Source organism: Nocardia sp. CA-084685 (assembly GCF_050955785.1).
Classification (GTDB): Bacteria; Actinomycetota; Actinomycetes; order Mycobacteriales; family Mycobacteriaceae; genus Nocardia.
Genome location: NZ_CP192094.1, coordinates 6,896,774 through 6,918,764 on the forward strand (window position 1 = coordinate 6,896,774; position 21,991 = coordinate 6,918,764).

Genomic DNA, 21,991 nt, shown 5'->3' on the forward strand with positions numbered 1-21,991 from the left:
GAGACAATCTCACCCCGCCCAGGTAACTACCGCAGAAGCACTATCGCGCCGCGACTACGGCAGAGGCAGTATCGTCCCGCCCCGAGCTCAGTCGCTAGATCGCCTGCGGAGGAAGGGAAGTGGGGGCGTGCTGATCCGCGATCTCGGTAAGTGCCTGTGCCCACCCGTCTAGCCGATCGGCGGCATCGCGCAGGTCGGCGACGATGGTGTCGAAGTTGTGCTGCAGCACGGCACTTTCGGGAACCGCGAGAATCCGCCCCGCCGCGGCGACCACCTGTTCGTATTCGGCGACCCCGCTATCGAGGCGGCCGAGTGCGAATTGCATATTCTCGGTGAGGCCAACGGCGACGACGGATTTCGAACGCCCCATGGCGCCGAGTGCTTGTTCCATCGCGGTGATATCGGCGGCCAGCGCATGCAGCGCGGCCGCGCCCGAGCCCGCGGTTTCGATCATGTCGGCGAGTTCATCCTCGGGCAATCGGTTCGAGCGGGCGATCTGCGTACCGAGGCCGTGTAGCGCCTTTTCTGCCCGAACCAAGCGAGAAATCGGTCCGCGCGCAGAGGACCACGGGGGTGGCTGCTTACGCGGTATGAAGGCAGCCTGCGGCAGCGGCGCGCGGCGTAATCGAAGGTAGCGGCGGGCACTCAGCGCGGTTCCGGTGACCAGCGCCACCGCTCCCCCGCCAACCACCACCACAGCCCATACCGGTGCCGAAATCACCACCAGCCCAACGGTTCCCGCAGTAGTGAGACCGCCGACCGTGCCGAGTTGGAAGCTGCGGCGGCGGACCCGACGGCGCTTACGCAATTCCCGCTCGCGCGGATCCGCCCAGCGCCGCACCGCCACCAGTGCATGTTCACCGACCTCGCGCAGACTGTCGGGCAGACTCCCCGGCTGAGGTGCGAGCACCGCCTGTGCGCGCACGAGCGCGGCACCGCGACGACGACGTTCGAGAGATCCCTTCGGGCTCATCGGTCTCCTTCAGGGCAAGCACTCGGCGCGACCCGCGGTGGCCGGACAGGCAGGGCCTGAGCATGACCGACGGCCGACCCGCCAGGTACCCGTGCCTTGTCTTCCACCGAACCAGTCCTCGCCGAACTGTATTTATTTCGAACTACGCGCCTACTGCTGCGCGGTCTGACCCTTGTTCATCTGCGGTTGCGCCGGATTCGCCTGCGCCGCGGCCGGATTGATAGCGGTCGCGCCACCCGCGGGCAGCGCGTCGCCGCGCATCGAGGCACGGATCTGCTCCAGCTTGCTGTGTCCGGCCATCTGGACGCTGGCCTGCTGCACCTCGAGCATCCGGCCCTGCACCGAATTGCCGGCGAGTTCGGCGGCACCCAGCGCGTTGGCATAGCGGCGCTCGATCTTCTCTCGCACGGCATCCAGGCTCGGCGTGGTACCCGGCGCGGACAGCGTCGAATCCATCCGCTGCAGCGATGCCGAGACCTGCTCCTGCATCTTGGCCTGCTCCAGCTGGCTGAGCAGCTTGGTGCGCTCGGCGACCTTCTGCTGCAACAGCATCGCGTTCTGCTCGACCGCCTTCTTGGCCTGCGCGGCCGCCTGCAGCGACTGGTCGTGCAATACCTTGAGGTCCTCGACAGCCTGCTCGGCGGTGACCAACTGCGCGGCGAATGCCTCGGCGGCGTTCGTGTACTGGATCGCCTTCTCGGTATCACCCGCCGCGGCGGCCTGATCGGCCAGCATGACGGCCTGGCGCGTATTGGCATTGAGCTTCTCGACATCGTCGAGCTGACGGTTCAGCTTCATCTCCAGCTGACGCTGGTTGCCGATCACCGATGCGGCCTGCTGCGAGAGGGCCTGATGCTGGCGCTGAGCTTCCTCGATAGCCTGCTGAATCTGGACCTTCGGATCCGCATGCTCTTCGATCTTCGAATCGAAGAGGGCCATCAGGTATTTCCAGGCCTTGACGAACGGATTAGCCATCGATTGATCCCGCCTCCATAAGATGCGCCGCGCTTTACCGCGACTCTAGTGCGCGACCGTCACGCACCCGATATGTGCCTATCCTCCACCATGTGGCACCCGGGCCGGGCGAACCCGGCCCTATCGACGCCTAGTACAGAATCTATCCGCTTTCGGCACAGGTTCGCAGCGTCGGCCGCGGACGCCATCTCTCGTCCAGCGATCAGTTGCTTTTCACCAGGACCAGCATGTCCGCCTTGGGCGCCGGAATGACGATCCGGGTCTCCTCGGCGATCTGTGGCCGGGGTCCGGCCACCGACATCGTGGCGGTCGCGGGCTCCGGCGCGGCCTCGGCGGGTTCGACCGCGGCGGTCCGCTCCGTCTCCGGTGCGTCGGCGGTCTGGGCGGGCGCGTCAGCAGGCAGGCCGTCGGCACCGGCCATGATCGTGCTCACATCCCAGAGCACCCGCGACAGTGGGACATCCAGGGCCGCGCAGATGGCGGCGAGCAGTTCGCTGGAGGCCTCTTTGCGGCCCCGCTCGACCTCGGACAGATATCCCAGGCTCACGCGCGCCGAGGTGGAGACCTCACGCAGGGTCCGGCTCTGGGCGAGACGAGCACGCCGCAAACTGTCCCCGATCGCCTCTCGCAGCAGCGTCATGTCGTTCTCCTTAGCTTCCAGTAACCGGGTCCGCGAGCGCCTACCAGCGCTGCGCACGCCGTCCTTTCTGGCACAACGTCGAGCAGGGGCTGGTTGGTTCCCACAGTGCCAAACCAGATGCCGAGGCACCTGGCCAGCTGACCCTTTCGAGCGACCCGCAAGCAGTCGCTAGCGGCCGCCTCCCACGATACGACGCAACTCCCGCACCGCGCTGTGCGTAGCGCCGATTCGGATCGCCCACCGGTCACCGTCCAGTTTCAGCCGCATGACCTCGGTATGGCCGGGCCCGGCCAAGCCGAGGAAGACCGTGCCGACGGCATGCCCACCCTGGGATTCGGGTCCGGCGACGCCGGTCAATCCGATTCCCCAGTCCGCACCGCAGCGCAGCCGAGCACCAACTGCCAATTCTTCTGCGGTGCTCGCGGCCACCGGCCCTTCGGTCGCGAGCACTTCGTCACTGACACCGGCGAGGCTGTGTTTGAGTTCCGTCGCGTAGACGACCAGCCCGCCGCGCAGCACCGCACTCGCACCGGGCACCCCGGCGATGGTCGCCGCGAGCAGGCCCGCGGTCAACGATTCCGCGGTCGCCACGGTCTGCCGGGCGGCACCGAGTTCGCGCACCAATTCGATGACAGGCGCTCCGGTTGTCAGCGGATCGGTCATGCGCCGCGTGCCCGGCCCGGACCTCCCGCGAGCCACACTCGCGCCGCCTGCCCCAGGTAGTCGAGGCCGGTGATGACCGTCAGCGCGACGGCCACGTACATCAGCGCCATACCGGCGGTGGCGAATCCGCCGTGCAGCGGCAACAGCAGAACCGCGATCGCGACGGACTGCACAAGCGTCTTCAACTTGCCGCCGCGTCCGGCCGGAATCACCCCGCGCCGCACCACCACCAACCGCAGCAGCGTGATCCCGATCTCACGACCGCAGATGACCAGGGTGATCCACCAGGCCAGATCGCCGAGCATGGAAAGTCCGATCACGGCTGAACCGATCAGCGCCTTATCCGCGATCGGATCGGCCAGTTTGCCGAAATCGGTGACCAGACCGTATTTGCGCGCCAATTGCCCGTCGAAGCGATCGGTGATGGCGGCGATGCCGAACAAAGCGGCGGCCGCGATCCGCCAGCCGGTCTGATGACCGCCGCCCACGAACAGCGCGAGCACGAACAGCGGAACCAGCGCGATGCGCAGCATGGTCAATACATTCGCGATATTCATCAGCGGGACGACCGGATCGGCCTGGGCGGGCGCGAATCCGGCACGGACCGCAGGTTCGACCCAGCGTCGATCGATCTCTTCGGGCTGCACGCTCACGCCTCCGCCTCGCTTGCGCTCGGCTCCGGCGCGTGCGTGCACGGCTGTGACATGGCTCGCTCGCTACGCTCCCTCACGGCCTCCGCCACGCTGGCGCTCGGCTCCGGCGCGTGCGTCACAGCCTCTGCCACGCTGGCGCTCGGCTCCGGCGCGTGCGTCACAGCCTCTGCCACGCTGGCGCTCGGCTCCGGCGCGTGCGTCACAGCCTCTGCCACGCTGGCGCTCGGACCGGCCGCGCGGCCGACAACACCCGCCGCTACGAGGCTCGGACGCATGCCGAGGCGATGCGGTGAGCGGAGCGGGTGGATGTGCGGCACACGTTCAGAGTATCGGTAACCGGGCCGACTACTGTGCACCCCATGACCTCTCGGGGACCATTAGGTGGTTCGACTAGCGACGCGTATCCGGGCGCGGCACCTGCCGCGAATAACTCCGTTCCTGTCGTGCGACGCGCCCGAACCTCCGATGTGCCCCAGATCAAGGCCCTCGTCGATGAATACGCCGGTCGGATTCTGCTGGAGAAGAACCTGGTCACGCTCTATGAGGCGGTGCAGGAATTCTGGGTGGCCGAACTCGACGGCCGGGTGGTGGGCTGCGGCGCGCTGCATGTGCTGTGGGCCGATCTCGGCGAGGTGCGCACCGTCGCGGTGCATCCCGATGTCAAGGGGCATGGTGTCGGACGGCTCATCGTGGAGCGGCTGGTCGCGGTGGCCAGGGAACTCGAACTGGGACGGCTGTTCGTACTCACCTTCGAAGTGGACTTCTTCGGCAGGCACGGGTTCGTGGAAATCGACGGCACACCGGTGACCGCGGAGGTGTACGCGGAGATGTGCCGGACCTTCGATCCCGGCGTCGCCGAATTCCTCGACCTCAGCTATGTGAAACCGAACACGCTCGGCAATACTCGAATGCTGCTGAACCTCTGACAAGAACGGATCGATCGTGCCCATCTTCGCCGTGCACTACACCTATTCCGACGCGACCGTCGAGGCGCGCGACACCGTCCGCCCGGAACATCGGGCCTGGCTCAACGGTCTGGTCGATGCGGGTTCACTGCTGACCAGCGGCCCTTACCCGGACGGATCCGGCGCCCTGCTGCTGTTCCAGGTCGCGGATGAGGCGACGCTCGAGGAACTGCTGCCGCAGGATCCGTTTGCCCGCGAGAATCTCATCGATGACGTGCGCGCGGTCGAGTGGCTGCCGGTGATGGGCGCATTCGCTTCCTGATCGATCCGGCCGCCGCGTGTCAGCGCTCGACACTCGGCGGTCAGCAAACTTGCGGCGACACGCCGCGCCAGGTGCGGGCGAATCCGTGCCCGCCGACGCAGACTCCCCCGTATGCGCATATCCGTCGCGATTTTCGCGTCGATGTCGGTCGCAGGCCTCGCACTCACCACCTGCTCGACGGCCACCGATTTCGACAACACGGCAAACTTGGCTGCCGGGGATCGCCCCCTGCTACGACCAGGGCTGGTCGACGAGTCGCACTATCGCGCCACCGACGGCTACTACTTCCGGACGGCCGACGGCGGCATCGCCTGCGGCTTCCTCGATGAGCCGTTCGGACAGCCGAAACGACCGGTCGGCTGCCAGGGCACCACTCAACCAACCCCGCCGACGATGCAGGCCTGCTGGAGTAGCGACCCGAGTGCGGCCGCCCTCGCCGTCGGCGAAAGCGCCGGATATCTCTGTGTGAACCGGGGCTTCTTCGTCGCAACCCCCTCCAGCGGGGACGCCGATTGGCCGGTGCTGCCGGTCGGGTCGAGCCTGAGCGTGTACGGCTTCACCTGCCGGGCCCAACGCGTCGGGGTGACCTGCCGCAATGACGCGACCGGACGCGGCTTCGAGATCGCGCCCGACTACAACCGGGTCTTCTAATCCCCGATCCGGCCCTCGGCGGACCGGGTCGCACCACGGGTTTTGATCAGGCTCGCCACGGTCGCGATGAGCAGAATCCCGATGATCACGCTCAGCGAGAGCGGCGTGGAAATGTCCGGTACCTGGACGTGCCGACCACCATTGACGAAAGGCAGGGTGTTCTCGTGCAATGCGTGCAGTACCAGTTTGACGCCGATGAACGCGAGGATCGCCGAAAGGCCATAGGACAGGTAGACCAGGCGATCCAGCAGGCCGCCGATGAGGAAATACAACTGCCGTAAACCCATGAGCGCGAAGGCATTCGCCGTGAACACGATGTAGGGCTGCTCGGTCAGACCGTAGATCGCGGGGATGGAGTCCAGCGCGAACAGCAGATCCGCGAAGCCGATTGCCAACAGCGCCAACAACAATGGCGTAACCACCCGCCGACCGTCGATCCGGGTGAGCAGTTTATCGCCGTCGTATTCATCGGTGGTCGGGAGCACCCGCTTGGCCAGCGCCACGATGCGACTGTCGCGCTTCTCCTCCCGCTCGATCTCGTGCCCGCTCTCGCGCAACAGTTTCACGGCCGTGTAGACCAGGAACAGGCCGAACAGATAGAACACCCAGCTGAACGCACTGATCGCGGCCGCACCGACGGCAATGAACACCCCGCGCATGACCAGCGCCAGCACAATGCCGATCAGCAGCACCTTCTGCTGGTAGATCCGTGGCACGGCGAAGCTCGACATGATGATGACGAAGATGAACAGGTTGTCGACCGAGAGGGCTTTCTCGGTGACGAAGCCCGCGTAGTACTCGCCCCCGAAGGTCGAGCCCCACTTCACGGCGACGAAACCACCGAATACCAGGGCCAATCCGATGTAGATCGCCGACCAGATGCCGGATTCCTTGAAGCTCGGATCATGTGGTGTGCGGACGTGGGCGAAGAAATCGAAGACGAACAGACCCAGGATCACCGCGATCGTCAGGGTCCACTCGAGTGCGGTTACGTGCATGCGGGCTCCGGGGCGGCAGGGCGTCTCATAACAGCAATCATGCCCGATTTGTCCGATCTGTCGAGCTAGCGGAGGAATTGCTGACCATAATCACATGCGGGTCCGGCGACCGCGGTGTCACCCTCACGATCTCGTCTTCACCGGAATCGGCGCGCTGTGCTGGATTCCGAGCATGGACCGTTGGGCGCGAACAGTCGCTGGCCTACTTCGGTCGGGCGGACGGGTTATCTCTGCGCAAAAGACATCCGATGCTGTGGGCCATGGACGAAACCCGCACCGACCGACCGACTGTCGGCTACCCTCACTTCGAAACGCCCGAGCCCACTGTCTTTTCGTCTGGAACGACTTATGTCGAGACCGATACGGAATTCACGCAGATCGTGACGCACCAGTGGAACCACGGACTCGGTAACGTGGTGACCGCACTTCTCGATCACGGCATGACGATCACTGGACTGGTGGAGCACCGCAGCGTTCCGTGGGAGGCATTGCCCGGACAGATGGCGCGGCAGTCGAATAGTGAGTGGCGACTCAGGGAGCATCCGGAACGCCTTCCGCGGACTTACACACTGCAGGCTCGCCGACAACTCGCCGGCGCGGAATAAATGGGTTCCTCATCGCGTCTTTCGGTGTTAGCGTTATCGGCACCGCTAGCGACTGCTTGCGAGTCGCTCGAAAGAATCAGTAATCGATCGGTTATCGGAACCACGAAAGGCAAAGGCAATGGCCAGCATCCAGGACCAGGGACTACGCTCCCTCGCCGGTGCCTGGCAATTGCGTTCGGGCACCCGACGGCCGATGTCGCAGCTGCGCACGACCTGGCTGTTGATGTCGCAGCTGCGACAGGCGAGTATCCGGAGCCGCCCCTGAGGTCTCGATTCGAGAAGGCCTGAACAGGGGCCGCTCCAGGCGGAATACTCGCCACGGAGCGGCCCTTTTTCTTGTCCAGCGGATGTAGCTCAACTGGAAGAGCAACGATCTCCAACGTCGTGGGCTGGGGGTTCGAGTCCCTCCATCCGTGCTGACAACTTCATAGTGAAGATACAGCAGTAGGCATTTCGTATTACGTGTTTGAACAGCCCTGCTGCATACCGGTTTTGAGCGCCTGTAGCTCAGTGGCGAGAGCTGACTTTTTCGAGCGGCCTGCCAACAGTCGCTAGCAATGTCCTCCGACGGCGCAGGTGGGTTGTTCGATCTTCCCACAGGCACCAAAACCATTCCCTCGTAGCCCAATTGGCAGAGGCACCGGACTTAGAATCCGGTTGATGCGAGTTCGAATCTCGCCGAGGGAACCAATCCGCGCGGTTTGCGTGGATCGGCGCTCGTAGCTCAACGGATGGAGCACCTGTTTACGAATCCTGGCACTCCAGCGCAGACCGAACAAAGCTCATTCAGGTCGCCCCGGGGCTCTCATAAGGCCTTGCCGCGTGGTTCGATTCCACGATGAGCTACCACGTCACACTTGTCCGGCTCCAGTCGCGCGGCAACCAGCCATGTTCGCGGGTAGTTTGTCGAGTCTGTGTCTGATCGGTATACAGATACCCTTCCGACCAGATATAGCGGGTGCCACCCCAGCGCGCCGCGGCGGCCACATCCGGAAAGAATCCGCACCCTTGGGAATTCGCGCTCGTATTGCACAACACCGGTATGCCGCTGATGGCCTCGTACGCCGAAAGGATCCGGGCGGTCGGGCTCTTTGCCACGGCATCGATCGTCTGCACCCGCGCGGTACCGTCCACCTGCACGGCTGGAATGCGGTCGGCCCACTCCGGGCGGATGCGATGCTCGAAGGTCACGTACGGATCGCTGCCGCCGGGCCCGAACACCTCCGCCGCCCGTTCCGCCAGGCACACTGCCGCCACCGACCGGTCGGCGGCTCGGCGCTTGATGCCGTTGAGCCGGTCCCGCATTGCCGAATCCGTTGCGGGCGCGAGGATGCTGCGGTTGCCGAGGGCGCGCGGTCCGAGCTCCGCGCGACCCGAGAGCACCACTACCGGCTCATCCTTCCGGTGCAGTAACTCCGCCACTCCCCGCTCGTCACAGAGCTGTCTGCGCCAGTTGTCCGGCACGCCGCATATCCTGACTCGTGGACCGGAGTAGACACCCCACCGCAGCGCGGGATTGCGCCCCTTCCGGAACATCTCGCAGCACGCGGCACCGATAGCCGCGCCGGAGTCGTCGGGAAACGGCGGAATCCAGACCTCCTCGAAAATCCCGCGCAGCCGCGAGTTCCATTTGATATCGAGGGCGCTTTCCCCAGTCACCACGACCCTGGATGGCAATGAAGAATCCTCGCGCACAAGCGAACTCAACGACAAGTGCTCCGCTCGATCCCGGAAAGCGGCGACCGGACGGACCCTTCGTGCCGCCACGACCACATGATAGAGCCGCACAACAGCTCGACCGTCCCCGACCAGGACGAGCGCATCCTCCCCGCGTGCCGCGAACGGACTCGTGCAATATCCGCCCAAGATGTGCTGGTCCACATGATGATAGCTGACGTACTCCTGCGCAGCGGAACCGAATCCGTGACTGCGAAAGCGGTGCCGCGCCAGCGGTATGGTGCGCCCGGGTCGATCCTGATACGGCGCGATCGTGAGTTCGAAGGGCCGGCCACCGACCAATGTCGCAACGCGCGTGGGCTCGGTCGAATCCGTCTCCAGCGCAGAGCCGTCCACCACGAACCGGTCGATATCAGCGGGCGTCAATCCCTCCGACCGCAAGATCTCGGCGACCTGATCGAGATCGCCCAGCGTCCGGTGCCGCCTGCCGTTGTCCAGCTTCTCCAGCTCGACGCCGAACACCAGCCGGTCGTCCTCGATAACCGCGACCCCACCATCGTGCGACACTCTGATTCCACAGATCATCACGCGGCACCACTGTACCGACACAACGCCCACCCACCGGCGGTGAGAATATTTGCCGCCGAGTCGGTTTCAGTCCTCCGGGCTGTCCGGCTCCGCGTCCCCACCGCCGCGGATCGTCCACAGCAGCCCCTCGAGTTCATCGGGCTTGATGAGCACATCGCGTGCCTTCGACCCCTCGCTGGGGCCGACGACTCCGCGTGTTTCCATCAGATCCATCAGGCGACCGGCCTTGGCGAAGCCGACGCGCAGCTTGCGCTGCAGCATGGAGGTCGAGCCGAATTGTGAAGTGACGACCAGTTCCACGGCCTGGAGGAACACATCCAGATCGTCGCCGATATCGGGGTCGACATCCTTCTTCTCACCAGCCTTGGCGGCGGTGACGCCCTCCTGATATTCGGGTTCGGCCTGGTTCTTGGTGAAGTCGACGACCGCGTGGATCTCCTCATCGGAGATGAACGCACCCTGCAGTCGGGTGGGCTTGTTCGCGCCCATCGGCAGGAACAGTCCATCACCCATACCGATCAGCTTCTCCGCGCCCGGCTGATCCAGAATGACTCGCGAATCCGTCAATGACGAAGTGGCGAAGGCCAACCGGGACGGCACATTGGTCTTGATCAGACCGGTGACCACGTCCACCGACGGGCGCTGTGTCGCGAGCACCAAGTGAATGCCGGCGGCGCGGGCCTTTTGGGTGATGCGCACAATCGCGTCCTCGACATCTCGCGGCGCGGTCATCATGAGGTCGGCGAGCTCGTCGACAATGGCGAGAATGTACGGATATGGCCGGTAGACCCGTTCGCTGCCCAGCGGCGCGGTAATGGCACCCGACTTGACCTTCTTGTTGAAGTCGTCGATATGGCGCACCTTATTGGCCTGCATGTCCTGGTAGCGCTGTTCCATCTCCTCCACCAGCCAGGCGAGCGCGGCGGCGGCCTTCTTCGGCTGGGTGATGATGGGGGTGATGAGATGCGGAATGCCCTCGTACGGGGTGAGTTCCACCATCTTGGGGTCGATGAGGATCATCCGGATCTCGTCCGGAGTCGAGCGTGCCAGCAGCGATACCAGCATCGAGTTCACGAAGCTCGACTTACCGGAACCGGTCGAACCCGCGACAAGCAGATGTGGCATTTTCGCGAGATTCGCCGAGACGAAATCGCCCTCGATATTCTTGCCGAGGCCGATCACCAACGGGTGGTGGTCATTTCGGGTCGAGGGCGCCTTGAGCACATCGGCCAAACGCACCAGTTCGCGATCGGAGTTGGGCACCTCGATACCGACGGCGGACTTACCGGGAATCGGGGCAAGCAGCCGAACATTCTCGGTGGCGACGGCATAGGCGATATTGCGGGCGAGCGCGGTGATCTTCTCGACCTTCACCCCCGGACCGAGTTCCACCTCGTAGCGCGTAACCGTCGGGCCGCGCACGAAACCGGTAACCGCCGCGTCGATTTTGAACTGCACCAGCACCTCGGTGATCGCCTCGATCATCGATTCATTGGCGGCACTTCGCTTCTTGGGCGGTTCGCCGTCGGTGAGCAGCGTCAGCGGCGGCAGGGTGTAATCACCCTCGACCTCACGATCGGCGATGAACTCCAGCTGCTTGGGCGGCGGCGGGGTCTGGTCCTCGACCTTCGGGGCGCGCTTCTTCGGCTTCGGCTTCTCTTCGGGCGCCGCCTCTGTCGCAATCGGTTTCGCATCGCGCAGGGGCGGTTCGCCGATGATCCCGGTGACCGCATCGGAACCGCCGAATTCGTCGGGCGGGTAGTTCTCTTCGGGAGTGCGACCACGTCGCTTCGACCTGGTACCGCGATGCAGCGGGAACCCGTCGGCATCGTAATTGGCCGGATCGAATTCGGATTCGCCATCGTAGTCACCGTATTCGTCGCCGCCGCTGCCGGTGCCGAAATACTCGCGCAACCGCTGCGGTACCTCACGCACGGTGGTTCCGGTTACCAGGAGCACACCGAAAACGATGGCCAGCAACAGAATCGGCACCGAAAGCCAGGCCGTGAGGCCGTTGGTGAGCGGTCCGCCGACCACGAATCCGACGAAACCCGCTGCGCGCGATCGCCCGTGCGCATCGGTCGGTGCTCCCGCCGCGATATGCCACAGACCCAGGATCGGCAATCCGATCAGCAGTCCGCCGAGTACCAGTCGCGGCCGGATCTCCGGTCGTGCCTCGGTTCGCATCAGGACAATGGCGATTCCGGTGGCCACGAATGGCAGTCCGGCCGAAGCCGATCCGGCGATAGCGCGAATCGCCTCCTCGACCCAGTGCCCGATCGGCCCGCCCGCCGAGAGCCATACCGCGGCCGCGATCACCGCGCTGAGGGCGATGAGGGCCAGTGCGACGCCATCGCGACGATGGCCGTGTTCGATTTCACCCGCCCGACTCACGGCCCTGGTGGTGGCACCGAGACCGCGCGCGAGCATATTCCAGCCGCTGCTGATGCCACGGCTGATGACCGCGAGCGGTGCGGTATTCGACTTGCGACGGACCGGGCGGCGCACCGGTGCGGTGCGGCCGCGCGGTGCGGGCGAGCGGCGTTGAGCGGTGCTGCGAGCCTGACCCGAACGAGATGCCGCCGTGGTCCTCCCCCGGGCCGATCCCGCCCGCGCACGAGTGGTCGTGGAGCTGCGGGACTTACCTGCCATGGACTCAGGCTAGTCGCAAACGCCCCATCCAGACCATCAACCACACAGGTAACCGTCCCGCCTCCCCGAACCTTCCGCCGACGCAAGTGCCTCGACAAGCTCGTACCGGACCGCATGTGAAGTGCTAGAGGGCTTTTGGACGTACCCGACGAGTTACCCATGTGCACACCAAATCAGTCGTCGCGAATCAGTCATCGTGTATGGCGTGTCGACTGAGCAATCCCGCCCCCGAACAGGATTACAATGACCGATCCAACTGCAGCACCACCTGCACATCGGCCGGATCACCCGCGGTTTCGATCCGGACCTCATCGCGGCCGAAGGCGTGCAGCAGCAGTTCCGAGGGCTTGCCGGTCAGCGTCACCTGTGCCGTTCCCGGCTTCGTATGCACCACGGCCCGCCTGCCGTCGGGAGTGGCCAGTTCGACGGTGACCGGCGCTTTGCGATAGGCCATCCGCCCCATGCGACGCAGGCCCGACCACAGCTTGTCCTCATCGGCGGCGGGCAGGTCACGCGGCTCCCAGCCGGGTGCCCCGCGACGCACGTCCTCGTGATGGACGAACATTTCGGTCAGATTGACGACGGCATCGAGCGGTTTGAGCGGCGACCACCACGGCGGACCGGAGCGCACATCCGCCAGCAGTTCCGGAAAGGGCCGCCGCGCCGCCTTGGTCTGCACCGACTCCAGATATCCGGCGAACGGTTTCAGCATGATGCCGGGGGAAGCGTCCGGGCGGCGTTCCCGAACTACCAAGTGCGCGGCCAGATCTCGCACCGTCCAGCCGCCGCACAGTGTGGGCGCGTCCGGCCCCGCCGTGGACATCGTGTCCACCAGTGCCCGACGTTCCCGTTGCGCCATGCTCATCTGCCGAACATATCGGATGCTGAGTCAGCGCGGCAGTCCCGCATCCGACAGGTGCACCGAGGTACCTCCGAAGATCGGGGCGGTATTTCCAGAAAACACAGTCGGCACGCACCCCGGTAATGCGGAAAAACCGCCGGATAGCAATGGCACCCGGCGGTTCGGGTAGATGTCAGACGCCGATGACCGTCGGCACGATCATCGGGCGGCGGCGATAGGTCTCGGCCACCCAGCGACCGACCACCCGCCGCACGCTCTGCGCGATGCGATGGGTCTCGGTCACACCCTCACCCGCCAGTCGCAGCAGCTCGATCTCGACGAGTTCCGCGGCATCGACGAGTGCGCTCGGATCGTCGGAGAACCCGCGCCCACTCACCTCGGGCGTGCTGACCGCCTTACCCGTGGTCGAATCGACCGCGAGGGTGATCGAGATGAACCCGCCCTCCCCGAGGACGAGCCGATCCGAGAGCGTCGATTCACCGACATCGCCGACCGAGAGTCCGTCGACATAGACATGTCCGACCGGCACCCGCCCGACGATCGAGGCGATCCCGTCGACCAGGTCCACCACGACGCCGTCCTCGGCGAGCACCACTCGATCCTCGGCCACACCGGTCGCCACGGCCAGCGCCGCATTGGCGCGCAGATGCCGCCACTCGCCGTGCACCGGCATCGCATTGGTGGGTCGCACCGCGTTGTACAGGTAGAGCAATTCACCCGCGGACGCGTGCCCGGAGACGTGCACTTTCGCATTCTGCTGGGTGATCACCGTGGCGCCGAGTCGCGATAGACCGTTGACCACCGCGAATACCGAATTCTCATTGCCCGGAATCAGCGAGGAGGCCAACACCACGAGGTCGTCGGCGCGGATATTGATCTGGCGGTGTTCACCGCGCGCCATCCGCGACAGCGCCGATAGTGGTTCGCCCTGCGAGCCGGTCGAGATGAGCACCAGCCGATCACCCGGCAGGGTCGCGGCGACATCGAGATCGACGACCACTCCGTCGGGCACCGTCAGATAGCCCAGTTCCTGTGCGATCTCCATATTGCGCACCATCGAGCGGCCGACGAAGCACACGCGGCGCCCGTACTTCTGCGCGACATCGACCACCTGCTGAATGCGATGCACATGGCTGGCGAACGAGGCGACGATCACCCGATGCCTGGCCTTACCGATTACCGTATCCAGTACACCGCCGATTTCGCGTTCCGGCGTGACGAAACCCGGCACCTCGGCATTGGTGGAGTCCACCAGGAACAGATCGACGCCCTCGTCACCGAGGCGGGAGAATCCGGCCAGGTCGGTGAGGCGACCGTCCAGGGGCAGCTGATCGAGTTTGATATCGCCGGTGTGCAGTACGACACCCGCGGGCGTGCGGATGGCAACGGCAATGGCATCGGGAATCGAGTGGTTGACCGCGAAGTACTCACAGCCGAACGGGCCGTGCGTGGTGTGCTGGCCCTCGATCACCTCGACGAGCTTGGGACGCTGCCGGTGCTCGCGGCATTTCGCGGCCACCAGCGCGAGGGTGAATTTCGAACCGACCACCGGGATATCGGCGCGCAGGCGCAGCAGGAACGGCACCGCGCCGATGTGATCCTCGTGGCCGTGGGTGAGCACGATGGCTTCGACATCATCCATCCGGTCCTCGATGGGCCGGAAGTCGGGCAGAATCAGGTCGACACCGGGCTGCTGGTCCTCCGGGAAGAGCACGCCGCAGTCGACGATGAGCAGTTTGCCGCCGTATTCGAAAACGGTCATATTACGGCCGATTTCGCCGATGCCGCCGAGAGCGAATACGCGCAGACCGTTCTTGGGCAGCTTCGGCGGGGTACCCAGTCGATCGGCTGCTGGCCGCTCCACGGGGGCCGCCACGGGTTGCTCACCGCGTCCGCGTCCGCGCGGCTGACGGCCGCGCGCCGCTCGGCGGGGCTGCTCGGCCGGGGCCTTCAGCGCGGCCTTTTTCGCGGGAGCCTGCTCCGGCGTGGTATCGGACTGCGAGAGATCACCGACGTCGGACTGCGCAGCCTGATCGGACCTTTCGGTGCTGGTCGGTGGCCGTTCCGCGGCTGGTTCGGGTGCGCCCGCGGGGCGGCTCGCGGTCCGGCGGGGGCGACGGCCTGCTGCTTCAGTCATGACTGCACCTCACTACTGGTCGGTTCGATCATGTCTGACAAAGCGTTGATTCTGATTCGCTCACTCCTCATGAAAGCACCCCTGCCAGCCGGAGGTCGGCGGCGAGGGCATCGAGTTGTTCGGTGGTCGGCATCAATTGCGGCAGGCGCGGTTCGCCGGCATCCACACCGAGCAGACGGAGCCCGCCCTTGCTCATCGCGACGCCGCCCAGTCGCGACATCGCGGCGTTCAACGGCAACATGGCCGCATTGATCTCCCGGGCACGTACCACGTCACCGGCGGTGTAGGCATCGAGCAGGGCACGCAGCCGCTCGGGTACGAGATGTCCGATGACACTGATGAATCCGATCGCGCCGACCGACAGCCACGGCAGATTCAGCGCATCGTCACCGGAGTAGAAGGCCAGATCGGTATTGGCGATGAGATCCGCACCCGCGTTCAGATCGCCCTTGGCATCCTTGACCGCGACAATGCGCGGATGTTCAGCGAGTCTGCGAATGGTGTCGCTGGCAATGGGAACCACCGAGCGCGGCGGAATGTCGTAGAGGGTCACCGGCAGGTCGGTGGCATCGGCGACGGCGGTGAAATGCGCGATCAGGCCGTCCTGGGAGGGACGGGAGTAGTACGGCGTCACCACGAGCAGGCCGTGCCCGCCCGCACGTTGGGCATTGCGGGCGAGTTCGATCGAATGCGCGGTGTCATAGGTGCCCGCGCCCGCGATCACGGTCGCGCGCGTACCGACGGCATCGACGACGGCGCGCAGCAGATCCGCCTTCTCCGATTCGGTGGTGGTCGGCGATTCCCCGGTGGTACCGGAAATCGCCAGCAAATCGACGCCGCGGTCGACCAGGCGGGCAGCGAGCGCGACGCCGGCATCGATATTCAGCTTGCCGTCGGCACCGAAGGGGGTGACCATCGCGACACCTACTGTGCCGGACGCGCGCAGCCGCGCTGAATTTGCGGTGCTCGCCGGCCCTCCGTGGTTACGCATGCTGCCGCCTCCAGGCCTGAGGCTCACACCGCGGTGTAGGCGTCGATTCACCGTTCGTCATGGTCAGAAAGGTTACCCGCTCGCGGCAACAGCCTCGACACCCTCATAGCCGAACGGCCTGCCACGGCAAGTGATTCACCTCCCAGAATTCGATCATGATGTCAAATTACTCCTTGTATGGCGTCAGTAATGGCGTCACACTGATGTCATGGATTTGAACAAATACACCGCCAGGCTACGCGAGGACCTGATCGCGGCTGCCGCACTCGGTGATGAAAAGACCCAGGCCACCGCAGCCGCACTCGCCGCAGCCACCGAGAGTTCGGCGCGATTGGCGCTGCTCGCCGCGTTATCGGACCTGGCCGCGGAAGTCAGCACCGAGCTCGGCGACCGGACAGTTCACGTCTCGGTGGATGGCACCGACGCCACCGTGGATGTCCGAAAGAATCCAGCGGCGGACAGCGAGCATCCGACGATCGAGGAGATGACCGGCGACATCAGCCGGGTCACGCTGCGGATGGTCGAGCAGTTGAAGGCCAAGGCCGAGGAGGCCGCCGCCGCCAGCGGAGTCTCCTTGAACTCCTGGCTTTCGAATGCCGTCAGCGGTGCACTGCGCGACCAGATGCGCGGTTACGGCGGCCCCAAGCGCGACATGTGAAGGCAGGCGAGCCGGCACCACGACAGAGACACCTTCGAAAGTTGGAAAGTTAGCGAGAAGTTGACAGTAGCGGTGCAAGATCGCCGCGCTCGCCGATGACCACCTCGTCCAGTTCGAGCCAGTCCGCCATTTCACGCAGGGCGTCCGTCAGTGCCGCGGCGGTTTCCGGCGTGCGGTGACCCGGCTCGGCGAATGCACCCGGGACCAACAGCCTGCCCGATGCGCGCTCGGCGCGCAGGTCGACACGTCCGACCAGTTGTCCGTTCAATAGGAACGGGAATACGTAATACCCGTGTACCCGTTTGGGTTCCGGTGTGTAGATCTCGATCCGGTAGTGGAAGTCGAAGATCCGCTCGGTGCGGCTCCGGAAGAAAATGAGCGGATCGAAGGGGCACAGCAAGGCCGCACCCCCGATCCGGCGCGGCGTGGCGGCACCGGCGCGCAGATAGGCGGGTTTACCCCAGCCCGACACCTCCACCGGTTCCAGCTCCCCGGCATCGACCAGCTCCGCGATGGCCGGTTCGGTCTGGGAGCGGTGCAGGCGGTAATAGTCGCGCAGGTCGGTCTCGGTTGCGACGCCGAGTGCGGTGCTCGCGCGCAGGACCAATTCCCGCACGGCCTCGGTCTCGGATACGTTGCGCGCCAATATCTCCGGCGGAATCACCCGCTCGGCCAGATCGTAGTGGCGGGCGAATCCGACCCGCTTGTCGACCGAGAGCGCACCTGCGGCGAAGAGCGCCTCGCAGATCATCTTGGTATCGCTGAGATTCCACCACGAGCCCTTCGGGCGCGGCTTGTCGAGCTCGAGGTGACGTTCCACCTCACCGGCGGTGGATGCGCCGACCTCGGTGATGATGTCGAGAATGTCCTTGCCGAGGGTGGGGTTGCGTTCGGTCACCCGGCGCATACCGCTCCAGCGCCCGTGTTCGTATTTCCGCATTCGCCAGCGCATGAGCGGCCAATCCTCGACCGGGATCAGCGCGGCCTCGTGCGCCCAATATTCGACCAGTCGGCGCGGGCGACGCACACCATTGCTCCAGGCAGCCTCGTCCAACACCGACCGGTCGTAACCACCGATCCGGCTGAAGACCGGCGCATAGTGCGCGCGCACCACTGCCGATACCGAATCCAATTGCAGCAGTTGGGTTCTGCCGAGTACGTCGAGAATCGTCCGCCGCGTCGGCGCAGCCGGTTTCCACCGCCCGAAACCCTGCGCGGCCAGCGCCGTCCGACGCGCCGCGGCCGCACTCATGGTCCGCATGCGCACGACAATGCCATGGGGGTACGACAGTTTCAGGAGTGCATGCGACTGTCTGCCGGAAGGGTGCGAGAAACGGTCCACCGTTACGTCGAGACCGAGACCGCGCCTGCGGTGTCGATCTCGGTCCGCCGATCCCGGTCGGGTGCGTTCGCGAGCACCGTGGCAAGCACCCGTCGGCCCATCGGCAATACCCGCACGGTCACCGAACCGGCATTGGCCGCATCCAATTCCCTGGTCGCCGATTCGATCACCTGTTGGCGCACCCATTTCGGTACACCGGCGAATCCACCGTCGTCGAGCAGCACCACCTCGACCCCGCGCGAGCGCGCACCACGCGCGGCACTGCTCAACGCGTCGGTCACCAATTGCGGAGCGCGCAGACCATCGCGAAGTTCGGCCTCGAGCAGCCTGCACTCTTCGCGTTCGCCCGCGGTGAGTTCCGCGCCTTCGGCGATGCGTTCCAAAATCGGGCGGGCCACCTTGTCGAGCCGAGCCAGTTGCCGATCTCGCTCGCCGTTCTGCGCGGCCATGGTCGCCTCGGCGGCCGCGCGCATGGTCGCCTCCTCGCGCAGCAGCCGCAGCGAGCGCTGCATCGGCCGCATGACCGCGGCACCGATGGAGACCCCGGCCACCGTGGCAATCGGCACGATGGATCCGACCACCACCCGCAGACCGTTCGTCGCACCCACCACCGCGATCACCGCCGCGATGCCCGCGACACCACACCACGCCACTCCCAATCGGCCGCGCACCACCAGCACCGCGAGCACATAGGACGACGCGAAGGCGGTCCAGACCTGCTTGGACAGGCCGTGGTCGATACTCACGGTGGTCAGCGCCGCCGCGATCGGACCGGCCGCGGCCACCGCGATGGCCGCGGGCAGCGGCAGCGGATCGACCGGAATCACCAGGACCAGCACTCCGGCACCGGCTACCAAGACCAGCGCGGTCGCGGCCAGAAGCAGCGGAGACTCGGCGAAGTTGCGCACCATGTACAGCAGGATCGTGGCCTCGAAGATGACCAGGAAGAGCCAGGCCGAGCGGTCCCGCAGCCCGAGCAGATCGCGCAGGCCGAATTCGTTATCGGTATCAGCCATCGCCACCCCAGACCAGGGTCACCGTGGTCCCCTCCCCCGGTTGGGATTCCACGAATCCCGCGCCACCGGCCAGCTGACGCATCCGGCCGAGGATGCTGACCGAGACGCCGAGACGATCGGCGGGCACCCGGTCCAGATCGAAACCCGCGCCGTCATCACGGAATACGACACGGATACCACCCGCACTGATCGTCACCGTGACGGTGCGCTGTACGGTGCGGCCCGCAACGGTGGCGTGGCGCAGACTATTTCGCGCCGCCTCGGCCAGGGCTGCGGCGATGGTGCCCGCCGCATGCACCGGCAGGCGCAGGTCATCGAGTCCGGCCCAGCGGCGCGCGGTGAATCGGATGCCCGGATTCACCGCGTAGATCGCCGAGCGCAGGAAGCCGATCGCCGATTGTGCGTCCAGTCGGTCGGGTTCGGTATTGGTGCCGCGACACTCGTCCAGTTGTTCCAGCGTGCGTTCGGCCTGACTGCGCAGCACCGGCGATTCGGCACCCGCGCGCGAGGCGTCGAGCAAGGTCGACAGCACCGCGTCGTGGATCAATGCCGCGAAGCGGGCACGCTCACGATCCCGGGCCGCGGCGCCGGCCACGGCGGCCGCGCGTCGGCTCGCGATCACCGATTCCCGGTCCACCCGCGCCGCCGCCGCGAGCGCGAAGATGCAGCACCACAGGAATAGTGCGCACAGGCCAGCGGCCCTGGCGAAATCGCCGATGAGGGACCAGCTCGTCGTGCTGGGCACCGCATACCGGTTCCCCAGTGCCGCGGTGGCCGCGGCGACCAGGAGATAGCCGGTGGCCAGCGCGGGACGCCAGGCCAATACGGCTGCCAGCACGCCGAGCGCGAGTACCCGATACATCCACACCGAGGTGGTGTCGGTCAACGGCACGGCATAGATGAACGGGATGGTCGCAAGCGCCGCAAGATAACTCACCGCCGCCGCCGCTGCCACCACACGAATCGCCCTGCGGCCCATGGTGAACGAGACGACCGCGAGCACCGGGAACCAGCCGAGCGCCACACCGACCACCAGGCTCGCCCACGGGCCGGAGACGAATTTGGCCTGGTCGGCGATATCGGGTAGCTCGACGATCGCGACGATCACACCGGCGATGCCGACGGCCAGACCCATGCGGCGCAGAATGCGATCCGAGGCCGCTTCGACAATCTTCTCCCTGGACACCGCGGTCCGCCCACGGCGCCATCGACGGGCCCGGAACGGGTCGACGGCGCTCGCAGTGGTGGTGGAGGTGTCCAGTGCGCTGGACGCGGTCATACCCGCGCCTCGTTGGCGCTCGGTTCCGGTATGCCCGCGATTGCGGGGGTGGTCATGGTCGCTCGCTCATGCGCGCGGATGGCGCTCAGGGACCGGTAGCCATCCGTCCTCCACCGCCCGCTTGTAGAGGTCGGTCTTGGTGGGCGCCGGACGACCCGCATCGGCGTACTTCTGCCGGATGCGCCCCAGATAGTCGTTGACGGTCTGCTCGGACAGGCCCGTCAGCCGCGCGACGCGGGAGGCCTTCTCACCGGAGGCGTAGAGGGTGAGCACCTCTTCCTGGCGCGGGCTCAGACCAACGTCGGACAGCTGCGGATCGCCATCGATCGCGGCGGCCCAGTCGGTGGTCACCACCTGCTCACCCGAGGCGGCCCGACGCACCGCCGCGACCACCGTCGGCACATCCTCGGATTTACGCACCACGCCGAGTACCCCGGCCTTCGCCGCGGCGCGCACCAGGAATGCGTTATCCGCAGCGGTGAATACCAGGACCTCGACGCCGCGGGCGCGCAGCGCGCGCACATTGTCCTCGGGCGAGGATCCGTCTGCCAGTCGCAAATCGAGAACGACCAGATCCAGCGGGGCGCTATTCGCCGCCGCCGCCAGCAGTTCCGGTACGGTCCCCGCGGTCAGCACCAAATCGAGATCGGGTTCCGGTGCCAGCATCGCGGCAAGCCCTATCGCCACCGATTCGTGATCTTCGACCAGCCCGATCCGGCGCGGTGCTGTTTCGCCCCCTTCGGCCCACATCACCTCGATACTCCGTTCCCGAGCAAACTCGTCCACATCCCCTCCACTACAACGTCACCTCGTAGTATGCACGGACCCGCGGGATACCAGTCAGACACCAAAATTCGGGGGACGGGCGCATTTACCCCATGAGCTGCGCCGCGACGGTCGCGCCGAGCTCCCAGCACTGCTGGATGTCCTGTTTACCTGGCGCTCCCATCACGATGACCGGCGCGGCAACCTGCTCCCAGCCGAGTCCGGTGGTCACGTTTCGCACGCCGCGCTCCGCGCCTTCGGTGCCCTCATTGCCGTGCAGATAGAAGCCGAACGGCCGACCGCGCGTCGAGTCCAGGCACGGGTAATAGAACGTATCGAACGCATGCTTGAGCGCGCCGGACATATAACCGAGATTCGCCGGGCTACCGAGCAGATAACCATCGGCTGATAGCACGTCGCTCGCGGTAACCGCCAGAGCTGCCCTGCGCTCGACCGCCACCCCTTCGATCTCCGGATCCGTCGCCCCCGCGACAACCGCCTCGAACATGGCCTGCATATGCGGCGACGGAGTGTGATGAATGATCAGCAGCCGAGGCACATCCAGCAGCGTACTGCCGACCTGGAATTCGAATGAATTCAAGGGCCCTGGGCTATTGACTAGTGACAAACTAGGAGGAA

21 protein-coding genes and 3 tRNA genes are annotated in these 21,991 nt (G+C 65.7%); 8 read left to right on the forward strand and 16 right to left on the reverse strand.

The genetic code is table 11. The features are described 5' to 3' along the window. Positions 1 to 94: 94 nt before the first annotated feature. From pspM to pgsA, 5 genes are all read right to left on the reverse strand, one after another. A complete protein-coding gene (pspM, locus tag ACQP2U_RS30580) occupies positions 95 to 973 on the reverse strand; it encodes a phage shock envelope stress response protein PspM (protein WP_433710644.1) in 879 nt (292 codons plus the stop codon). Between the two features lie 150 nt (positions 974 to 1,123). Further along, on the reverse strand, positions 1,124 to 1,948 hold the full coding sequence (locus tag ACQP2U_RS30585; protein WP_397032090.1) for a PspA/IM30 family protein: 825 nt from the start codon (positions 1,946 to 1,948) through the stop codon (positions 1,124 to 1,126). Positions 1,949 to 2,150: 202 nt separating this feature from the next. Continuing rightward, positions 2,151 to 2,588 (reverse strand): helix-turn-helix domain-containing protein, encoded by a 438-nt coding sequence (locus ACQP2U_RS30590; RefSeq protein ID WP_433710645.1) that lies wholly within the window; start codon positions 2,586 to 2,588, stop codon positions 2,151 to 2,153. Positions 2,589 to 2,756: 168 nt separating this feature from the next. Beyond that, positions 2,757 to 3,251: a CinA family protein gene (locus ACQP2U_RS30595; protein WP_433710646.1), complete on the reverse strand. Its 495-nt coding sequence runs from the start codon at positions 3,249 to 3,251 to the stop codon at positions 2,757 to 2,759. Continuing rightward, positions 3,248 to 3,904 (reverse strand): CDP-diacylglycerol--glycerol-3-phosphate 3-phosphatidyltransferase, encoded by a 657-nt coding sequence (gene pgsA, locus ACQP2U_RS30600; protein WP_433710647.1) that lies wholly within the window; start codon positions 3,902 to 3,904, stop codon positions 3,248 to 3,250. Before pgsA ends, ACQP2U_RS30595 begins: the two co-directional genes overlap by 4 nt. 359 nt (positions 3,905 to 4,263) lie before the next feature. Here pgsA and ACQP2U_RS30605 point away from each other — a divergent pair, with 359 nt between their 5' ends. From ACQP2U_RS30605 to ACQP2U_RS30615, 3 genes are all read left to right on the forward strand, one after another. Beyond that, positions 4,264 to 4,830, forward strand: coding sequence for an amino-acid N-acetyltransferase (locus ACQP2U_RS30605; RefSeq protein WP_433710648.1), 567 nt, complete (start codon positions 4,264 to 4,266; stop codon positions 4,828 to 4,830). Positions 4,831 to 4,846: 16 nt separating this feature from the next. After that, a complete protein-coding gene (locus ACQP2U_RS30610; protein WP_433710649.1) occupies positions 4,847 to 5,131 on the forward strand; it encodes a YciI family protein in 285 nt (94 codons plus the stop codon). A 111-nt stretch (positions 5,132 to 5,242) separates the two neighbouring features. Then, on the forward strand, positions 5,243 to 5,782 hold the full coding sequence (locus tag ACQP2U_RS30615) for a hypothetical protein (protein WP_433710650.1): 540 nt from the start codon (positions 5,243 to 5,245) through the stop codon (positions 5,780 to 5,782). Here ACQP2U_RS30615 and ACQP2U_RS30620 read toward each other — a convergent pair. Next, positions 5,779 to 6,780 carry a TerC family protein gene (locus tag ACQP2U_RS30620; protein WP_433710651.1) on the reverse strand — a complete coding sequence of 334 codons (1,002 nt, stop codon included), beginning with the start codon at positions 6,778 to 6,780 and terminating at the stop codon, positions 5,779 to 5,781. The genes ACQP2U_RS30615 and ACQP2U_RS30620 overlap by 4 nt on opposite strands. 260 nt (positions 6,781 to 7,040) lie before the next feature. Between ACQP2U_RS30620 and ACQP2U_RS30625 the strand changes: the two genes are divergently transcribed. The 4 genes from ACQP2U_RS30625 (at position 7,041) to ACQP2U_RS30640 (ending at position 8,234) form a co-directional block, all read left to right on the forward strand. Next, positions 7,041 to 7,385 carry a hypothetical protein gene (locus ACQP2U_RS30625; RefSeq protein ID WP_433710652.1) on the forward strand — a complete coding sequence of 115 codons (345 nt, stop codon included), beginning with the start codon at positions 7,041 to 7,043 and terminating at the stop codon, positions 7,383 to 7,385. Positions 7,386 to 7,728: 343 nt separating this feature from the next. After that, positions 7,729 to 7,801, forward strand: a tRNA-Trp gene (locus ACQP2U_RS30630). Positions 7,802 to 7,998: 197 nt separating this feature from the next. Beyond that, positions 7,999 to 8,075, forward strand: a tRNA-Leu gene (locus tag ACQP2U_RS30635). A gap of 89 nt (positions 8,076 to 8,164) precedes the next feature. Continuing rightward, positions 8,165 to 8,234: transfer RNA gene (locus ACQP2U_RS30640), tRNA-OTHER, on the forward strand. On the opposite strand, the gene ACQP2U_RS30645 is transcribed toward ACQP2U_RS30640, so the two are convergent. The 5 genes from ACQP2U_RS30645 to dapA all read right to left on the reverse strand — a co-directional run bounded on the left by ACQP2U_RS30645 (position 8,229) and on the right by dapA (position 16,292). Continuing rightward, positions 8,229 to 9,647, reverse strand: coding sequence for a carbamoyltransferase N-terminal domain-containing protein (locus tag ACQP2U_RS30645; protein WP_433716624.1), 1,419 nt, complete (start codon positions 9,645 to 9,647; stop codon positions 8,229 to 8,231). The genes ACQP2U_RS30640 and ACQP2U_RS30645 overlap by 6 nt on opposite strands. 69 nt (positions 9,648 to 9,716) lie before the next feature. Continuing rightward, entirely contained in the window at positions 9,717 to 12,302 is a 2,586-nt protein-coding gene (locus ACQP2U_RS30650) for a DNA translocase FtsK (protein ID WP_433710653.1), read from the reverse strand. 238 nt (positions 12,303 to 12,540) lie between these two features. Continuing rightward, positions 12,541 to 13,167, reverse strand: coding sequence for a TIGR03085 family metal-binding protein (locus tag ACQP2U_RS30655; protein WP_433710654.1), 627 nt, complete (start codon positions 13,165 to 13,167; stop codon positions 12,541 to 12,543). Between the two features lie 169 nt (positions 13,168 to 13,336). Then, the gene (locus tag ACQP2U_RS30660; RefSeq protein ID WP_433710655.1) at positions 13,337 to 15,301 is read right to left on the reverse strand and encodes a ribonuclease J; all 1,965 of its coding nucleotides are present in this window, start codon (positions 15,299 to 15,301) and stop codon (positions 13,337 to 13,339) included. 67 nt (positions 15,302 to 15,368) lie between these two features. After that, a complete protein-coding gene (gene dapA / locus ACQP2U_RS30665) occupies positions 15,369 to 16,292 on the reverse strand; it encodes a 4-hydroxy-tetrahydrodipicolinate synthase (protein WP_433710656.1) in 924 nt (307 codons plus the stop codon). Between the two features lie 208 nt (positions 16,293 to 16,500). Between dapA and ACQP2U_RS30670 the strand changes: the two genes are divergently transcribed. Then, positions 16,501 to 16,950 carry a toxin-antitoxin system HicB family antitoxin gene (locus ACQP2U_RS30670; RefSeq protein ID WP_397032112.1) on the forward strand — a complete coding sequence of 150 codons (450 nt, stop codon included), beginning with the start codon at positions 16,501 to 16,503 and terminating at the stop codon, positions 16,948 to 16,950. Positions 16,951 to 16,999: 49 nt separating this feature from the next. On the opposite strand, the gene ACQP2U_RS30675 is transcribed toward ACQP2U_RS30670, so the two are convergent. From ACQP2U_RS30675 to ACQP2U_RS30695, 5 genes are all read right to left on the reverse strand, one after another. Then, a complete protein-coding gene (locus ACQP2U_RS30675; RefSeq protein ID WP_433710657.1) occupies positions 17,000 to 18,211 on the reverse strand; it encodes a winged helix-turn-helix domain-containing protein in 1,212 nt (403 codons plus the stop codon). An 83-nt stretch (positions 18,212 to 18,294) separates the two neighbouring features. After that, positions 18,295 to 19,308, reverse strand: coding sequence for a hypothetical protein (locus ACQP2U_RS30680; protein ID WP_397032116.1), 1,014 nt, complete (start codon positions 19,306 to 19,308; stop codon positions 18,295 to 18,297). Then, a complete protein-coding gene (locus tag ACQP2U_RS30685) occupies positions 19,301 to 20,587 on the reverse strand; it encodes an ATP-binding protein (protein ID WP_433710658.1) in 1,287 nt (428 codons plus the stop codon). Before ACQP2U_RS30685 ends, ACQP2U_RS30680 begins: the two co-directional genes overlap by 8 nt. 66 nt (positions 20,588 to 20,653) lie before the next feature. Then, a complete protein-coding gene (locus ACQP2U_RS30690; RefSeq protein ID WP_433716625.1) occupies positions 20,654 to 21,337 on the reverse strand; it encodes a response regulator transcription factor in 684 nt (227 codons plus the stop codon). 121 nt (positions 21,338 to 21,458) lie between these two features. Next, positions 21,459 to 21,911: a flavodoxin family protein gene (locus ACQP2U_RS30695; protein ID WP_397032669.1), complete on the reverse strand. Its 453-nt coding sequence runs from the start codon at positions 21,909 to 21,911 to the stop codon at positions 21,459 to 21,461. Positions 21,912 to 21,991 lie beyond the last annotated feature (80 nt).

Excerpts from the sequence above, each read along its gene's own strand:
- pspM (WP_433710644.1), bottom strand. The coding sequence starts at position 973 with ATGAGCCCGAAGGGATCTCTCGAACGTCGTCGTCGCGGTGCCGCGCTC.
- ACQP2U_RS30585 (WP_397032090.1), bottom strand. The coding sequence starts at position 1,948 with ATGGCTAATCCGTTCGTCAAGGCCTGGAAATACCTGATGGCCCTCTTC.
- ACQP2U_RS30590 (WP_433710645.1), bottom strand. The coding sequence starts at position 2,588 with ATGACGCTGCTGCGAGAGGCGATCGGGGACAGTTTGCGGCGTGCTCGT.
- ACQP2U_RS30595 (WP_433710646.1), bottom strand. The coding sequence starts at position 3,251 with ATGACCGATCCGCTGACAACCGGAGCGCCTGTCATCGAATTGGTGCGC.
- ACQP2U_RS30605 (WP_433710648.1), top strand. The coding sequence starts at position 4,264 with ATGACCTCTCGGGGACCATTAGGTGGTTCGACTAGCGACGCGTATCCG.
- ACQP2U_RS30615 (WP_433710650.1), top strand. The coding sequence starts at position 5,243 with ATGCGCATATCCGTCGCGATTTTCGCGTCGATGTCGGTCGCAGGCCTC.
- ACQP2U_RS30620 (WP_433710651.1), bottom strand. The coding sequence starts at position 6,780 with ATGCACGTAACCGCACTCGAGTGGACCCTGACGATCGCGGTGATCCTG.
- ACQP2U_RS30625 (WP_433710652.1), top strand. The coding sequence starts at position 7,041 with ATGGACGAAACCCGCACCGACCGACCGACTGTCGGCTACCCTCACTTC.
- ACQP2U_RS30645 (WP_433716624.1), bottom strand. The coding sequence starts at position 9,647 with ATGATCTGTGGAATCAGAGTGTCGCACGATGGTGGGGTCGCGGTTATC.
- ACQP2U_RS30650 (WP_433710653.1), bottom strand. The coding sequence starts at position 12,302 with ATGGCAGGTAAGTCCCGCAGCTCCACGACCACTCGTGCGCGGGCGGGA.
- ACQP2U_RS30655 (WP_433710654.1), bottom strand. The coding sequence starts at position 13,167 with ATGAGCATGGCGCAACGGGAACGTCGGGCACTGGTGGACACGATGTCC.
- ACQP2U_RS30660 (WP_433710655.1), bottom strand. The coding sequence starts at position 15,301 with ATGACTGAAGCAGCAGGCCGTCGCCCCCGCCGGACCGCGAGCCGCCCC.
- dapA (WP_433710656.1), bottom strand. The coding sequence starts at position 16,292 with ATGCGTAACCACGGAGGGCCGGCGAGCACCGCAAATTCAGCGCGGCTG.
- ACQP2U_RS30670 (WP_397032112.1), top strand. The coding sequence starts at position 16,501 with ATGGATTTGAACAAATACACCGCCAGGCTACGCGAGGACCTGATCGCG.
- ACQP2U_RS30675 (WP_433710657.1), bottom strand. The coding sequence starts at position 18,211 with ATGCGGACCATGAGTGCGGCCGCGGCGCGTCGGACGGCGCTGGCCGCG.
- ACQP2U_RS30680 (WP_397032116.1), bottom strand. The coding sequence starts at position 19,308 with ATGGCTGATACCGATAACGAATTCGGCCTGCGCGATCTGCTCGGGCTG.
- ACQP2U_RS30685 (WP_433710658.1), bottom strand. The coding sequence starts at position 20,587 with ATGACCGCGTCCAGCGCACTGGACACCTCCACCACCACTGCGAGCGCC.
- ACQP2U_RS30690 (WP_433716625.1), bottom strand. The coding sequence starts at position 21,337 with ATGTGGGCCGAAGGGGGCGAAACAGCACCGCGCCGGATCGGGCTGGTC.